Origin of the sequence: Thermomonas paludicola (genome assembly GCF_024498955.1) — a bacterium.
Taxonomy (GTDB): domain Bacteria; phylum Pseudomonadota; class Gammaproteobacteria; order Xanthomonadales; family Xanthomonadaceae; genus Thermomonas; species Thermomonas paludicola.
Genome location: NZ_CP093311.1, coordinates 2,228,609 through 2,243,498, shown reverse-complemented (window position 1 = coordinate 2,243,498; position 14,890 = coordinate 2,228,609). Strand labels below are relative to the sequence as shown.

The 14,890-nt window shown below is 66.0% G+C and carries 14 protein-coding genes; 8 read left to right on the top strand and 6 right to left on the bottom strand.

Annotated features, from left to right (window positions below):
- Positions 1-12: 12 nt before the first annotated feature.
- The 4 genes from LIW09_RS10525 (at position 13) to LIW09_RS10510 (ending at position 2,413) form a co-directional block, all read left to right on the top strand.
- Complete coding sequence (locus LIW09_RS10525) at positions 13-462, top strand: copper chaperone PCu(A)C (protein WP_256645573.1); 450 nt, start codon at positions 13-15, stop codon at positions 460-462.
- 100 nt (positions 463-562) lie between these two features.
- The gene (locus LIW09_RS10520; protein ID WP_256645572.1) at positions 563-934 is read left to right on the top strand and encodes a BlaI/MecI/CopY family transcriptional regulator; all 372 of its coding nucleotides are present in this window, start codon (positions 563-565) and stop codon (positions 932-934) included.
- Positions 921-2,246, top strand: a complete 1,326-nt coding sequence (locus tag LIW09_RS10515) for a TonB family protein (RefSeq protein ID WP_256645571.1) — start codon at positions 921-923, stop codon at positions 2,244-2,246. The genes LIW09_RS10520 and LIW09_RS10515 overlap by 14 nt, the downstream gene beginning before the upstream one ends.
- A gap of 2 nt (positions 2,247-2,248) precedes the next feature.
- Positions 2,249-2,413, top strand: coding sequence for a hypothetical protein (locus LIW09_RS10510; RefSeq protein ID WP_256645570.1), 165 nt, complete (start codon positions 2,249-2,251; stop codon positions 2,411-2,413).
- 6 nt (positions 2,414-2,419) lie between these two features.
- Here LIW09_RS10510 and LIW09_RS10505 read toward each other — a convergent pair whose 3' ends face one another.
- Positions 2,420-3,310, bottom strand: coding sequence for a S1/P1 nuclease (locus LIW09_RS10505; protein WP_256645569.1), 891 nt, complete (start codon positions 3,308-3,310; stop codon positions 2,420-2,422).
- Between the two features lie 85 nt (positions 3,311-3,395).
- Between LIW09_RS10505 and gap the strand changes: the two genes are divergently transcribed.
- Complete coding sequence (gene gap, locus LIW09_RS10500; RefSeq protein ID WP_256645568.1) at positions 3,396-4,400, top strand: type I glyceraldehyde-3-phosphate dehydrogenase; 1,005 nt, start codon at positions 3,396-3,398, stop codon at positions 4,398-4,400.
- A 70-nt stretch (positions 4,401-4,470) separates the two neighbouring features.
- Here gap and fdxA read toward each other — a convergent pair whose 3' ends face one another.
- Positions 4,471-4,797, bottom strand: a complete 327-nt coding sequence (fdxA, locus tag LIW09_RS10495; RefSeq protein WP_256645567.1) for a ferredoxin FdxA — start codon at positions 4,795-4,797, stop codon at positions 4,471-4,473.
- Between the two features lie 150 nt (positions 4,798-4,947).
- Here fdxA and LIW09_RS10490 point away from each other — a divergent pair, with 150 nt between their 5' ends.
- The 3 genes from LIW09_RS10490 (at position 4,948) to pyk (ending at position 9,506) form a co-directional block, all read left to right on the top strand.
- On the top strand, positions 4,948-6,627 hold the full coding sequence (locus LIW09_RS10490; RefSeq protein ID WP_256645566.1) for a sensor domain-containing diguanylate cyclase: 1,680 nt from the start codon (positions 4,948-4,950) through the stop codon (positions 6,625-6,627).
- Between the two features lie 63 nt (positions 6,628-6,690).
- The gene (locus tag LIW09_RS10485) at positions 6,691-7,869 is read left to right on the top strand and encodes a phosphoglycerate kinase (RefSeq protein ID WP_256645565.1); all 1,179 of its coding nucleotides are present in this window, start codon (positions 6,691-6,693) and stop codon (positions 7,867-7,869) included.
- 155 nt (positions 7,870-8,024) lie between these two features.
- On the top strand, positions 8,025-9,506 hold the full coding sequence (gene pyk / locus LIW09_RS10480; RefSeq protein WP_256645564.1) for a pyruvate kinase: 1,482 nt from the start codon (positions 8,025-8,027) through the stop codon (positions 9,504-9,506).
- Positions 9,507-9,713: 207 nt separating this feature from the next.
- Here pyk and LIW09_RS10475 read toward each other — a convergent pair whose 3' ends face one another.
- From LIW09_RS10475 to LIW09_RS10460, 4 genes are all read right to left on the bottom strand, one after another.
- The gene (locus LIW09_RS10475) at positions 9,714-10,628 is read right to left on the bottom strand and encodes a glycosyltransferase family 2 protein (RefSeq protein WP_256645563.1); all 915 of its coding nucleotides are present in this window, start codon (positions 10,626-10,628) and stop codon (positions 9,714-9,716) included.
- A 1-nt stretch (position 10,629) separates the two neighbouring features.
- On the bottom strand, positions 10,630-11,568 hold the full coding sequence (locus tag LIW09_RS10470; RefSeq protein ID WP_256645562.1) for a UDP-glucuronic acid decarboxylase family protein: 939 nt from the start codon (positions 11,566-11,568) through the stop codon (positions 10,630-10,632).
- Positions 11,569-11,694: 126 nt separating this feature from the next.
- Positions 11,695-13,143 (bottom strand): sigma-54-dependent transcriptional regulator, encoded by a 1,449-nt coding sequence (locus LIW09_RS10465; protein WP_425507884.1) that lies wholly within the window; start codon positions 13,141-13,143, stop codon positions 11,695-11,697.
- A 70-nt stretch (positions 13,144-13,213) separates the two neighbouring features.
- Complete coding sequence (locus LIW09_RS10460) at positions 13,214-14,821, bottom strand: sensor histidine kinase (protein WP_256645560.1); 1,608 nt, start codon at positions 14,819-14,821, stop codon at positions 13,214-13,216.
- Between the last annotated feature and the right edge of the window lie 69 nt (positions 14,822-14,890).

Here is a 14,890-nt window from a genome sequence, read left to right as displayed (position 1 = left end):
AGACAAATGCACATGAAACAGTGTTCGAAGTGGGTCGCCGTGCTGCTGTTGGCCGCGGTGGGCAGCGTGATGGCGAGTAGCGGCGGGCTGCGCGTGGAGCAGGCATGGGCACGCGCCACGCCGGTGGTGGCGCCGGTGGCGGGCGGCTTTTTGATCATCGCCAATGACGGCGGCAAGGACGACCGCCTGTTGCGGGTGGAAAGCGATATCGCGCAGCGGGTGGAGATCCACCAGATGCGCAACGACGCTGGCGTGATGCGCATGCGCCAGGTCACGGAAGGCTTGCCGATCGCGGCGCATGGCCGCTTGGTGATGGCGCCGGGGGGCTATCACCTGATGCTGATCCAGCCGAAGCGCGCGCTGCTGGAAGGGGGGCACTTCGATGCGACGCTGGTGTTCCAGCGGGCCGGCCGGGTCAAGGCGACATTCCAAGTGCGCGCGATGGGTGCCGGGGCACACTGACGCCCCGTAGTGATGCTTGCCTGCAAACGCGGGCGTGGCGCGGGGGCTTGACAACGCAAATTACGCGTGTAATCGTCAATAAAAATTACAGGTGTAAACAATGCAGGTCAGTGAAGCGGAATCGGTGGTCCTGGACGTGCTCTGGCGCAGTCATCCGCTGGGTGCGGATGAGGTGGTGGCAGCGCTGGCCAATCAGCGTGATTGGCAGGAAGCGACGATCAAGACCCTGCTCAATCGGCTGCTCAACAAGGGGGCGATTTCCGCCGCGCGCGACGGCCGCCGTTATCTGTATTCGCCCCTGATCAAGCGCGAAGACTGGGTGCTGGAAGAAAGCACGGGGCTGTTAAAGCGGCTGTTCGATGGCCGCGTTGCGCCGCTGGTGGCACATTTCAGTGCGCATCGGAAGTTGAGCAAGAAAGACATCGCAGAGCTGCGCACGCTGCTTGAGGGAATGGACGATGACCAGTCATGAAGTGTTGCAGGGCTTGATCGAGGCCGTCCTGGCCGGCACCGCCGCGATCGTGCTGGTGCTGGCGCTGCGGCACCCGCTGCGGCGTGCATTTGGTGCGAACGTGGCCTATTGCGCATGGATGCTGGTGCCGATTGCCACGCTGACGACGCTGCTGCCGGCGGCAGCAATGGACACCACGGCGAGCGTGCCGCTGTTGCGCGGGTTGGCAGCGCCAATGCACGCCAACGGAGTTGCAATGCCCGTGCAGCCTGGCAACGCTCCGGCGATCTGGCTGATAGGCGCATGGCTGCTCGGTGGTGGCTTGCTGCTGCTCGCAATGGTGCATGCGCAATGGCGGTTTCGGCGCAGTCTTGGGCGCTTGCGCGCAGAACACGGACTCCATGTCGCGCAGTCGCAGCTTGGCCTCCCCGCTACCGTGGGGTTGTTGCGGCCGCAAGTGATCATGCCCTGCGATTTCGCGACGCGTTTCAGCGCAACGCAGCGGATGCTGATCCTGGCCCACGAGCACGCGCACATCCGTCGCGGCGATCACTGGGCCAATGCGCTGCTGGCGACCCTGCGTTGCGTGTTCTGGTTCAACCCACTGCTGCATCTGGCGGCACGCCCCTTTCATCAAGACCAGGAATTGGCTTGCGATGAATGCGTGATCGTGCGCTATCCGGAAACCCGCCGCGCGTATGGCGAGGTGTTGTTGCAAACCCAGCTGGTGGCGCAGCTTGCGCCCATCGGCTGCCACTTCGGCTTCAGCCATCCGCTCAAGGAGAGAATCGCCATGCTTCGCCATTCAAACCCTCCGTTGCCACGCCGCGTTGCGGGTGTCGCACTGATCGCCTTGCTGGGATGTGGCACTGCGTTTGCGGTCTGGGCCGCACAACCTGGCATCCTGCCGGCACCGCCGACTGCGCCGCCGGTTCCGCCTGCACCCCCTGTGCCACCCGTGCCGCCGATGTCGGCTGCTGACCTTCCGCCGCCACCGCCGCCGCCTCCTGCCGCGCCGATGCCTGTGAACCTGCAGCACGGGATGGTCAATGACGCGTCCCGGCAGGCGAACCCGCCACGCTACCCGGCCGATGCGATGAAGGAGGGCAAGACGGGGGTGGTGATCCTTGTCGTGGATATCGATGCGCACGGCGGGGTGATTGGCTCGAAAGTCGAGCGATCCTCCGGCGACGCACGGCTTGACGGCGCTGCAATGGATGCTGCGGCGAAATGGCGGTTCAATCCGGCAATGAAGCAGGGGCGTCCGGTGGCAGGCAAGGTGCGGGTGCCGGTGGAGTTCGTGCAGAACGAATCGACGCAGCAGGCGGGTTGAGCATGCCGGTCCGGTTGAGGGGCGTGGCGCCCGCAGGTGTAGTGGTGCTGCTGTCCGCGGTGGCCGGCAGCCGCGTCGAGGCGCTGCCGTTCACTCAGGAATACCGCTTCACGTTCAGCCAGGTCAACGGCCGGCCGCTGGTGGTGTCGGGCCAGGCCGTGGATTGACGTGATTCAGCGTGCAAGCGGGCGCGCCGTCGCCTGGTCGCCGATGGTTTGATTCAACAGTTGCGCCAGCCGCTCGCCTGCCAGGCGTACGCGCTGTTCGGCCAGCGGGCGCATTTTGTCCAGATAGGCGTGATCCATGCTGTGCTGGCTTTCCTGTGGATAGATGCCTGCTGTCTCGATCAGGCGGCAGGACTCCCTGGCCCAGTCCATCGGCGCGCCGACCGAATACGGCGGCTTGGCGGTTGCCAGCGGCGGCTGCGCGTCCAGCGCATCGGCATAGTCCTGCAGTGCCAATCCGCGACTGGCCAGCAGGTAATAGTCCCAGACCGAATGCAGGTTGGTGCCCATCACGCCATCGACGTAACTTTTGCGTGCATACGCTTCCGGCTCGACGCTGGTGCGCAGGCTGATCTGGAAACGGTTGCCGCCGCTGTCGTTGCGGCTGCCGGCATGCATCGGCTGGTGCTCGTCGCCGACCAGGTGCACCACGAACTTCAGCGCGTCGCGCCGGGCTTCGCGTGGTTGGCTGCGGTCGCCGAGTATCGCCAACTGCTTCTGCAGGGCGCCGACCATGCAATTGCCATCGGGGCAGTCGCGCACGAGGTCGAAGTCGCAGCCGCCGCTCCTGGCATTGATGTAGTGCCAGCGCGAGGTGCGCTTGAACCGTTCGGCGTCGGTATAGCGCAATTCATCGGCCCAGGAGGCGATGCCGGCCAGGGTGGGATGGCGTTCGCCGGCCAGCAGGGCGTTGACCTCGGCCCGCGCCTTCGGGTCGAGGTGACGCTGCGCAAGCTCACCGACCAGCGCATGGCCGAGGGGCGCCCACGCCCACACGACCGCCACGGGCACAACGAAGAGCAGGCAGGCAATGAGCAACAAACGCAGGGTTCTGGGCATGACGCTGTCAGCAGGATGCGGAGCGGTTAAAATAGCCGGATTCCCGCGCCGTGTCCGGTGCGAATTCCCAGGAGTCCCCCCAGCGATGGCAATCAAGGTCGGCATCAACGGCTTCGGCCGCATCGGGCGCTGCGTGTTCCGTGCAGCGGTTCAGAATTTTGGCGACGACATCGAGATCGTCGGCATCAATGATCTGCTGGAGCCGGACTATCTGGCCTACATGTTGCGTTATGACTCCGTGCACGGGCGCTTTCAGGGCGAGGTGTCGGTGCAGGACGGGCATCTGGTGGTGAATGGCAAGACCATCCGCCTGACCGCCGAGCGCGATCCGGCCAACCTGAAGTGGGGCGAGGTCGGGGCGGACGTGGTGATCGAGTCCACCGGCCTGTTCCTGACCGCCGAGACTGCGCAGAAGCATCTCGATGCCGGCGCGAAGAAAGTGCTGATGTCGGCGCCGTCGAAGGACGCCACGCCGATGTTCGTGTATGGCGTGAACCATGCGAAGTACGCGGGGCAGTCGATCATTTCCAATGCATCCTGCACCACCAATTGCCTGGCCCCGGTGGCCAAGGTGCTGAACGACAAATGGGGCATCAAGCGCGGCCTGATGACCACCGTGCACGCCGCCACCGCCACCCAGAAGACCGTCGACGGCCCGTCCAACAAGGACTGGCGCGGTGGCCGCGGCATCCTGGAAAACATCATCCCGTCCAGCACCGGCGCGGCCAAGGCGGTCGGCGTGGTGATCCCGGAGCTCAACAAGAAGCTCACCGGCATGAGCTTCCGCGTGCCGACCAGCGATGTGTCGGTGGTCGATCTGACCGTCGAGCTGGAGAAGCCTGCAACCTATGCCGAAATTTGCGCGGAGATGAAGGCACAGAGCATCGGTGCGCTGAAGGGCATTCTCGGCTACACCGAAGACAAGGTCGTGGCCACCGATTTCCGCGGCGACGCCCGCACCAGCATCTTCGACGCCGAGGCCGGCATCGCGATGGACGACACCTTCGTCAAGCTGGTGAGCTGGTACGACAACGAATGGGGCTACTCGAACAAGTGCCTCGAGATGGTCAAGGTGATGGCGGGCAAGTAAGCCGCCGTCGGCTTGGTGCAGCGAAGCCCCGCCTTGCGCGGGGCTTCCTGTTTTCAGCGGCAATGCCGCCTCATTCGCGCTTCAACAACGGCAGCTTGTCCGGCACGCCGTCCCACGCATCGGCGTCGGGAAGCGAGGGCTTCTTGTAGGCCAGCACCGGCCAGACCTGCGCCAGCTCGGCGTTCAGTGCCAGGAAGTGCTCCTGTCCCGACGGCACGTCGTCCTCCGGGAAGATCGCGCCAACCGGGCATTCATCCACGCACAGCGTGCAGTCGATGCAGCTTTCCGGATCGATGACCAGGAAGTTGGGGCCTTCGTGAAAGCAGTCCACCGGACACACTTCCACGCAATCGGTGTGCTTGCAGTTGATGCAGTTTTCGGTGACGACGTGAGTCATGGGCGTAACGCGGGTCTCTAAGTGTGCTGGCGCAACGCCTGATGATGCGCTGACTCAGGTCAAGGCGGTGCCGGGAAGGGCCATGCGCCTGTCGCGCTGCCGCTGCGCGGCTTGCCTGCACTTTCGCGGGGCGCGTGGTAGAAGGTGCCCATGAGCGAACGTCCGGTGGTCACGACCTGGAGCCTGCGCCGCCGCCTTGCCCAGGGCATGGTGGTCGCCGCGCTGTTGCCGGTGCTGTTGTTCAGCGTGGCATTGTTGTGGAGCCAGTGGCAGCGCGATCACCTTGAGCTGATGCAGCGGATGGATTCCAACGCCCGCCTGCAGGCCAGCTTCGTGGATGACTTCCTGGAGGGGCAGCAGGCGGGCGTGCGCCTGCTGGCTGAGCAGGTGTCGGCAGAGCGGGAGATGCATGGCGAAGCGCTTGCGCGGCTGCTCTACATCTATCCGTCGATGCTGCGCGCGCTGCTCGTGGATGCGCAGGGGACGATCATTGCCACGCGCGATACCCGCGGCCGCGTGCTGCCGACCCAAATCGGTGGCGTGGCCGATGAGGACTGGTTCAAGGCCGCGCACTCGCAGTTCCGGGCGTTCGTGTCCGACGTCGAACGCAACGTGGCGTACGGGGACGAGATCGTGGTCACCGTGTCTGCGCCGGTGTTGCGCGAGCGCCAGTTCGAAGGCGCGCTGCAGGCGGCGATCCCGGTGGAGAGCTTTGCCCGGTTGAGTGCCGCCAGCTTGGCGCGGCGCAACTTCGAGCTGCTTCTGCTCGACCGCAGCAACCGCGTGGTATTCGCCAGCCACCGGCTGCGTTGGGAAGCGCTGCAGGAGGCCGGTCGCGTTGGCGCAGAGATCCGCCAGTCGGCCGTGACCGCCGACCATCCGGGCAGCGTTGTGCTGCGGGAAGGTTTGCTGCGCGATGGGGGAAGCGCCTACGTCGAGGCGGTAGCCATGCGCAATGGCTGGACGCTGGTGCTGGTGGCACCGCGCGACATCCTGCTGGCGCCGTTGCTGCCGCGCCTGCTGCTGCTTGCAGCACTGCTGGGCCTCACCTTCCTCGGCGTTGCCGGGGCGCTCTGGCGGCAGCGCAAATTGCTTCGCGACAGCATCGGTTACCTGCTGGCCAGCCTGCGCGGCTATGCGCTTGGCGGCAGGATGGGGGCGACAACGAGCGGGGAGATACCCGACGAGTTGGCGCCGCTGGTGGCCGGGATCGGCGACCTTGGCGAACGCATGAATACGGCGTTCGACGAGCTTCGGCATGTGCTGGACGAACGTGACGAGGTCATCGCCGAGCGCACCCGCGAACTGCGGCGCGCGGTGAGTGAGCTGGATCGCCTCAGCCGGACCGACGGACTGACCGGTAGCCTGAATTACCGGGGTTTCCATGAAACAGGCACGCAGTTGTGGCGCGAGGCAAGCGAGACCGGCAGGCCGCTTGCGGTATTGGCGCTCGATATCGACTTCTTCAAGCGCTACAACGACCTCTATGGCCATGCCGAAGGCGATGGCGCGCTGCGCCGGTTTGCCGGGGCCGTGCGCAGTGCGCTGCTGCACAAGGATGATGTGCTGGCGCGCCCAGGTGGCGAGGAATTCACCGTGTTCCTGCCCGGCAGTTCGTTTGAGCAGGCACTGCAGGTGGGAGAGCGCATCTGCCAGCGCGTGCGCGATGCCGACATTGCCCACACCGATTCGCCGCACGGCAGGCTGACCGTCAGCGTGGGTGTGGCGGCGATGGCGCCTGGTGATATCGGGGTGGAAGACGTGCTCAGGCGCGCCGATGCCGCGTTGTATCGGGCCAAGGTCGCGGGTCGCAACCAGGTGGGTCATTGAGGATTTGAACGCCGCACGGCGCGACGCGACAATGACGGCTTTCCTGACAACGGATGCACTGCCATGACGATCCTGCGCATGTCCGACCTCGACCTGGCCGGCAAGCGGGTCCTGATTCGCCAAGACCTCAACGTGCCCATCGACGCGCATGGTCACATCACCTCCGAGCAGCGCATCCTGGCGTCGCTTCCCACCTTGACGCAGGCGCTGCAGAAAGGCGCGGCAGTGCTGGTGGCCTCGCATCTCGGCCGGCCCAAGGAAGGCACATGGAGCGAGGCGGATTCGCTGGCGCCGGTGGCCGCGCGGCTGTCGCAGTTGTTGGGGATGGACGTGCCGCTGCAGAAAGACTGGGTGGACGGCGTAGCGGTGCAGCCCGGGCAAGTGGTGCTGTTGGAGAACTGCCGCATGAATGTCGGTGAAAAAGCCGACGACGAGGCGCTGTCGAAGAAGTACGCCGCCTTGTGCGATGTCTTCGTGATGGATGCATTCGGCACCGCGCATCGCGCGCAAGCGTCCACCCACGGCGCGATCCGCTTCGCCCCGGTGGCCTGCGGCGGGCCGCTGCTGATGGCCGAGCTCGATGCCCTGCACAAGGCGCTGGCCCGTCCGGCGCGGCCGCTGTTGGCCATCGTGGCCGGCAGCAAGGTCAGCACCAAACTGGAATTGCTGGCGTCGCTGGTCGGCAAGGTCGATCAGCTGATCGTCGGCGGCGGCATTGCCAATACCTTCATCGCCGCACTTGGGCACGGCGTGGGCAAGTCACTGGTGGAAATGGACCTGCTGGATACCGCGCGCCAGATCATGGCCGATGCCAGGGCGCGCAACGCCGAAATCCCGTTGCCGTTGGACGTGGTGGTGGCGCCGGCATTCGCCGCCGATGCGCCGGCCACGGTCAAGGCGGTGGACGCGGTCGGCGAAGACGACATGATCCTCGACATCGGCCCGCAGACCGCGGCCCTCTATGCCGCAAGGATCGCCAAGGCCGGCACCGTGGTCTGGAATGGCCCGGTGGGCGTGTTCGAATTCGCCGCCTTCGCCGCCGGCACCGAAGCGGTGGCGCGCGCCATCGCTGCGTCTCCCGCGTTCTCGATTGCGGGTGGCGGCGACACCCTGGCGGCGGTGGACAAGTTCGGCATCGCCGGCGAGGTGTCCTACATTTCCACCGGCGGCGGCGCGTTCCTGGAATTCCTGGAGGGCAAGACCCTGCCGGCGGTGGCGGCGCTGGAGGCGCGCGCCTGCTGAGGGCAAGTCCATCGGGCGTCTCGCCGCCTGCACTGCGATGCCTGCGGGATATCGCGGCGACTGAAGTCGTTTGCATCCGTGCGGCGCGTGGCCGCGTCGCACGGGTCTGTGCTAGCGTGGAGGAACATTTTTGACAACGATGTCAGCCGACCTCCATGACCTCCATTGCCGCGCAGAATCTGCCCCGCCACACCCGCATCGTCGCCACGCTGGGGCCCGCCACCGATCCGCCGGACGTGCTGGAAGCCATCCTGCGCGCCGGCGTCGATGTTGTTCGGCTGAACTTCTCGCACGGCGATCCGGCGGCGCAGGTGGCGCGCGGCGAGGCGGTGCGCAGGATGGCGGCGAAGATCGGGCGTGAAGTGGGCGTCCTGGCCGATCTGCCGGGCCCCAAGATCCGCATCGAGACGTTTGCCGAAGGCAAGGTGGCGCTGAAGTCCGGCCACCGCTTCGACCTGGTTGCCAGCCTGGATGTGCCCCCCGGCGATGCCAGCCAGGTGGGGGTCAGCTATCTGGAGTTGCCGGGCGATGTGACTGCCGGCGACGTGCTGCTGCTGGACGACGGCATGGTGCAATTGCAAGTGGAGGCGGTGGAGGGCGAGCGCATCCTCACGCGCGTGCTCAACGATGGCGTGCTGTCCAACCGCAAGGGGCTGAACAAGCAGGGCGGCGGACTGTCGCTGGGCGCCATCACCGAGCGCGACCGCGAGTTGATCGCGATTGCGGCCGGCATGGACGTGGACTTCATCGCGGTGTCGTTCTGCCGCAACGCCGACGACATGCACGAAGCGCGCCGGGTGGCGCGCGCGCACGGCTGCAAGGCCGCGCTGGTGGCCAAGATCGAGCGCGCCGAGGCGATCGTCCACCTGGCCGAGATCATCGATGCCAGCGACGTGGTGATGGTGGCGCGTGGCGACCTGGGCGTGGAAACCGGCGACGCCGAGCTGCCGGGGCTGCAGAAGAAGATCATCCGCGAAGCGGTGGCGCGCGAGAAAGTGGTCATTACCGCCACCCAGATGTTGCAGTCGATGGTGGAAAGCCCGATGCCCACCCGCGCCGAGGTGCTGGACGTTGCCAACGCGGTGATCGACGGCACCGACGCGGTGATGTTGTCTCAGGAGTCCGCGGCCGGCAGCTGGCCGGTGCGTGCGGTGGAAACGATGGCGCGGATCTGCGTGGGCGCGGAAAAGCAATTCGAGGCCGATACCAACTTCGAACAGGCCAGGCGCGGGCTGGAACGCGCCGATCAAGCCATCGCGATGGCGACGATGTTCCTGTCCGAACACATCGGCGTGCGCGCGGTGGTGGCGATGACCGAATCCGGCGGCACAGCGCGTTACCTGTCGCGCTTTCGTTCCTCGGTGCCGATCTACGCGTTTTCGCATCATGCCGGCGCGCGCCGGCGCATGGCGCTGATGCGCGACGTGTTCGCAATGGATTACGACAGCCGCGGGCAGACCCCGCGCGAAGCCGCGCGTGGCAGCATCCACCTGCTGGTTGAAGCCGGCCTGCTGGCCCCGGGCGACCGCGTGATCTTCACCAGTGGCGAGCACATGCAAACCCGCGGCGCCACCAACACCCTGCGCCTGCTGGAAATCGACGCGGACGGCTGCGCCGCAGGGCTGGGGGAGTTGTAGCGGAACCCCCGCTGCCACACCGTCAGCGCCAACGACGCCATCACTGCCTGCACAAACGCCATGGCGGCAATCAGGGAATAGCTGTCAGGGACAATCTGCCACCTCGACGGGCAGAGTGATCGCGCGGTGATGTTGGCCAGCGGGCGTATACGCGCTTCAGGTCAACCAAAAGTGGATGCAGCGATGTTGGCCTTTTGGATGACGCGATCAACGCCCGCGCAGGCCGCGGCCGAGGATGGAGAGCGCACGGTCGAGTCGTTGCCACCAGGGTGCAGGGCTGCGTAATGCGATGCCGGCGTAGCGGCGCGCCTCGGCCCAACCGGGGCGTTCGCGAGTTTTGAACTCGGCGCGTGCAAGATCGAGGACGTGTGCATCCAGGTGCATGCGCTCGGCGTAGAGATTGATGAGGCAACGCGTGCGGTACTGGACCTCGAACTCGCGCGTGCGAGCCTGGTCATGCCACCAGCCGTTGCGGCCGTGAATGCGGTAATCGACTTGGCCGGTGGGCAGGAAATACTTGCGGGCACCGAGCAGGCTGGCGCCGAATACCAAGCAATTGTCGGCGCTGATGCGCCAGCTCGCGGTGAACTCCGGCGGCACGTCGAGCACGCGTTCGGCCAGCTTGCGGCGGAGCGCCAGCGCCGAAGTGGGCGCGCCGTACCAGCGCGCGCGCACCCAGGTGCCGAGCACGGTGTAGCCCAGGTCGGTGGACTCTTTTGCGTATCCCTGTACGCCCGACTCGTTGCCCACCAGATGCACATCGGAAAACACGAAGTCGATGTCCTTGCGCGCTGCGAACACCGCGCCGATCTGGCGCAGGTAGTCCGGCCCCCAGCGGTCGTCGGCGTCGAGGAAGCACACCACCTCGCCGGTAACAGCGGCAAGGCCGCGTTGGAATGCGGAGAGCTGGCCGCCGTTCTCGCCGCACAGCAACTTCACGCGCGGCTCGTTGCCATAGCGTTCGCGCAGGTGGTCTGGCGAGCCGTCAGTGGAGCCGTCGTCCACCACGATCACTTCCAGCGGCGAATGGGTCTGCGCCAGTGCGCCATCCACTGCCTCCGCCACGAAGTCGCGGTAGTTGTAGTTGGTGACGACGACTGAAAATACGGGGGCGTCGCACACCTCAGGCCTCCAGCGTGCGGCGGAAGTAGGCGATGGTTTCCTTCAAGCCATCTTCCAGCGCGACCTTGGGCTGCCAGCCAAGCTGGTTCTGCGCAAGCGCGATGTCGGGCTTGCGTTGGCGGGGGTCATCGGCGGGCAAAGGCTTGAACACCAGCTTCGACTTGCCGCCCACCAGCGTCAGCACCAGTTCGGCCAGCTGCAGCATGCTGAACTCGCCGGGGTTGCCGATGTTGACCGGCCCGGTGAAGCCTTGCGGTGATTCCATCATGCGCATGAAGGCTTCGATCAGGTCGTCCACATAGCAAAAGCTGCGGGTCTGGCTGCCGTCGCCGTAGATGGTGATGTCTTCACCCTCAAGCGCTTGCACGATGAAGTTGCTCACCACGCGGCCGTCGTTGGGGTGCATGCGCGGCCCGTAGGTATTGAAGATGCGCACCACCTTGATGTCGAGGTCGTGCTGGCGGTGGTAGTCGAAAAACAGCGTCTCGGCGCAGCGCTTGCCTTCGTCGTAGCAGGAGCGGAAGCCGATCGGGTTGACCCGACCCCAGTAATCCTCGCGTTGCGGATGCATCTCGGGGTCACCATAGACCTCGCTGGTGGACGCTTGCAGGATCCGCGCCCTGACTCTCTTCGCCAGGCCCAGCATGTTGATCGCGCCATGCACGCTGGTCTTGGTGGTCTGCACCGGATCGTGCTGGTAGTGCACTGGCGAGGCGGGGCAGGCCAGGTTGAAGATGCGCTCGACCTCCACGTACAGCGGGAAGGTGACGTCGTGGCGAAGCAGCTCGAAGTGCGGGTGATTCAGCAGGTGCGCCACGTTGCGCTTGCTGCCTGTAAAGAAGTTGTCCACGCACAGCACGTCGTGGCCATCGGCCAGCAGGCGATCGCAAAGGTGCGAACCGAGGAAGCCGGCGCCGCCGGTGACCAGAATTTTTTGCATCAGCGATGATCCTGCGCAACGAGTAAGGAGTTGGAAGTAAGAAAAGTTGCACGTAATAAAGCCCAATGGCCAATTAATCCATGCAGTTGATCGCCATTTCGTTTTTTGACGCCTCGGCCGGCCGGGTCAGTCGATCCCCAGCTTTTTCAGCTTGTAGCGCAGCGCGCGGAAGGTGATGCCCAGTTGCGCTGCGGTTCGGGTCTTGTTGAAGCGATTGTCGGCCAGTGCCAGTTCGATGGCCTTGCGCTCGATTTCTTCGATGAAGCTGGGCAGGGCGCTGCTGGCGGATTCGCGTGGATCGATCTGGCTGGGGTCCAGGGTGGATGCCGCGGCATGGGCTTGCACCTGTGCTTGCGAGGGGGCGCTGGGGCGGGCTTCCGGCAGGCGCAGGTCGGATGCGCGAATGCCGTCGTCGTCGGCCAGGGCGAACGCGCGTTCCAGGATGTTCTCCAGCTCGCGCACGTTGCCGGGGAAGGTGTAGTGGGCCAAGGCTTCCATGGCATCGGCGTGCAGCAGCGGGCGGATTCGCCCTTGCGCGGTCGCCAGCCGGGTGAGGATGGCTTCGATCAACAGCGGCAAGTCCTGGCGACGCTCGCGCAGCGGCGGCACGCGCAGTTCGATCACGTTGATGCGGTAGTACAGGTCGTGCCGGAAGCGGCCCTCGTCCACCAGCGCCGCCAGGTTCTTGTGGGTGGCCGAGAGGATGCGCACATCCACCGGTACCTCGACATTGGCACCCACCGGGCGCACCGATTTTTCCTGGATCGCGCGCAGCAGTTTGACCTGCATGTGCATCGGCAATTCGGCGATTTCGTCGAGGAACAGCGTGCCGCCTTCGGCGGCCTGGAACAGCCCGGCCTTGTCGGCGTGGGCGCCGGTGAAGCTGCCCTTGCGGTGGCCGAAAAACTCGCTTTCCATCAGCTCGGCCGGGATCGCGCCGCAGTTGACCGGAACGAACGGCGCGCTGGCGCGTGCGCCTTCCGCGTGAATGGTGCGTGCGACCAGTTCCTTGCCGACCCCGGACTCGCCGGCGATATAGACCGGCGCCTGGCTGCGCGCGACCTTGGCCAGGGTACCGCGCAATTCGGTCATTGCCGACGACTGCCCCAGCAGGCGCGATGCTGCACCGGCGGGGGTGCTGTCCGGCTTGGCTGCGTCGCCCGTGGTTTGCGGTTGCGCGCCCAGGTTCAGGGCGTGCTGCACCAGCCCGCGCAGCACGGTCAGGTCCACCGGCTTGCTGACGAAATCGAAGGCGCCGGCTTTCAGTGCGCCCACCGCCGCTTCCTGGTTGCCGAAGGCGGTGATCATCGCCACCGGGGTATGCGCGTGCAGCTGGGAGATTTCCTGGACCAGATCGATCCCGGAGCCGTCGGTCAGCCGCATGTCGGTCAGGCACAGGGCATATTGGTTGTGCTTGAGCAGCGCGCGCGCGTCGTGCAACGAGGAGGCAGTGTCGCACTTCAGCCCCATCCGGCCCAGGGTCAGCACCAGCAGTTCACGGATGTCGCGCTCGTCATCGACGATCAGGGCGCTAGGCGCGGCGGTACGGGACGCAGTAGTCATTGCCGCCACCATAACCGGTTGCCGTGCTGCGTCCAAGTGCGACGCACAACGGCAGCCTACAGCGGCGTATGGAGGCGCGGGATCAGTTGGTGGTGATGGCGCGGGCGCCGGCTAGGCGGATGCGGAAGCAGGTGCCGCCCGCAGGCATCGGAATATGGCGCAGGTCTGCCTGATTGGCCTGGCACATCTCTTTGGCGATATACAGACCCAGCCCGGTGCCGTGACCGGACGTGGTGAAGAACGGGCGGAACAGCTGCCCCGCAACGCTGTCGGGGATGCCGGGGCCGTGATCCAGTACGTCCAGCAGCGGCGCATTCCTGGCATCGAGATGCACGTGCAGGCTGATGCGGGCCGGCTCGCCGGGCATGCGGCCGTAGATCAGCGCGTTATGCACCAGCACGGTGACCACTTGCTGCAGCTGACGGCGATCCACCAGGCAGGGCACCGGCGTGGCCGGGATGCGCGCGTCCAGGGTGTCATGGTCCAGCGGATGGCTCTGCTGGTAGTCCACCACGAATGCCTGGGCGAATTCGCCCAATTCCACGTGTTCGGGCTGGGCGCGCTCGCGGCGCGCAAGGGCCAGCACGTTCTCGATGATGCCGTTCATCCGCCGGGTCTGCTGGTAGATGATCTCCAGCAGGCGGCGGTCGGATTCGGGGATGTCCTGCGATTCTTCCAGCAACTGGGTGGCATAGCTGATCGCCGCCAGCGGATTGCGGATTTCGTGCGCAAGGCTGGCCGAAAAGCGACCCAGCGTGGCCAGGGTCAGGGATTCCGCCCGCCGCGAGGCCAGTTCGGCATCGTCGAGGAAGACCAGCACCTGATCGCCGCCGGCCAGCAGGCGGGCGAAGCGGGGCAGGACTTCGGGCAGGTCCGGGGCCAGCTGCAGCGGGGCAGGGTCGTGCTGGCCGTCGCGCTCCCAGCGGCGCAAGCGCACATCCAGCGCGGGCGCGGCGGTGGCCAGCAGGCGGCGCCCTTCGCCGGCGTCACCCAGTTGCAGCATCGCCGCTTCATTGGCCAGGCGGATCTCGTCCTCGCTGTCCACCAACAGCACGCCGGTGCGCATGCGCCGGATGATCAATTCATTGACTTCAGCCAGGTTGGCCACTTGGCTGCCGCGCTGCTCGGCCAGCGCCTCGCTGGCACGCAACTGGCGCCCCACCAGCGTGGTCAGGCTGGCGATGGCCAGATAGCTGATGGCGAACATCACGATTTCGGCAAGCGGGCGCAGGTCGCCCTCGCCGACCAGGGTGCCCCATACGTAATGGGCAATCAGCGCCAGGCTGGCGACGCCAGCCACCGCCAGGCCAGCGCGCAGCGGCAGCAGCAGCGCCGCTGCGCCGATGTTGAACAGCAACATCATGGCGACCCCGGAGGCAACGCCTGGCATCGCCTGCATGCCCAGCGCGGTCACCGCGATATCGATGCTGACGCCGGCCAATACCTGCAGCCGGATGCGGCCACGCCGCCCGGTGACGAACAGCACGCTGGCAGCCAGCAGATACAGCAGGGCGACCGCCGCCGCCAGTTGCGGAAGTCGCGGTTGACTGACCAGCTGTCCTGCCGGGCTGAACACGGCCAGGCACAGCAGGGCGGCCTCGAACACCCGATACAGGGTGAAGTAATACAGCTCGCGGCGCGCTGCCGCGTGCGTTTCGAGGGTGTCGGGCGGGGTGGCATCGGCTGACATCGGTGGTGAGTATGCGCGAAGCGAGGCCACTGGCAGCGCATGACGCGCCGCAACACGCTAAAATGGCGA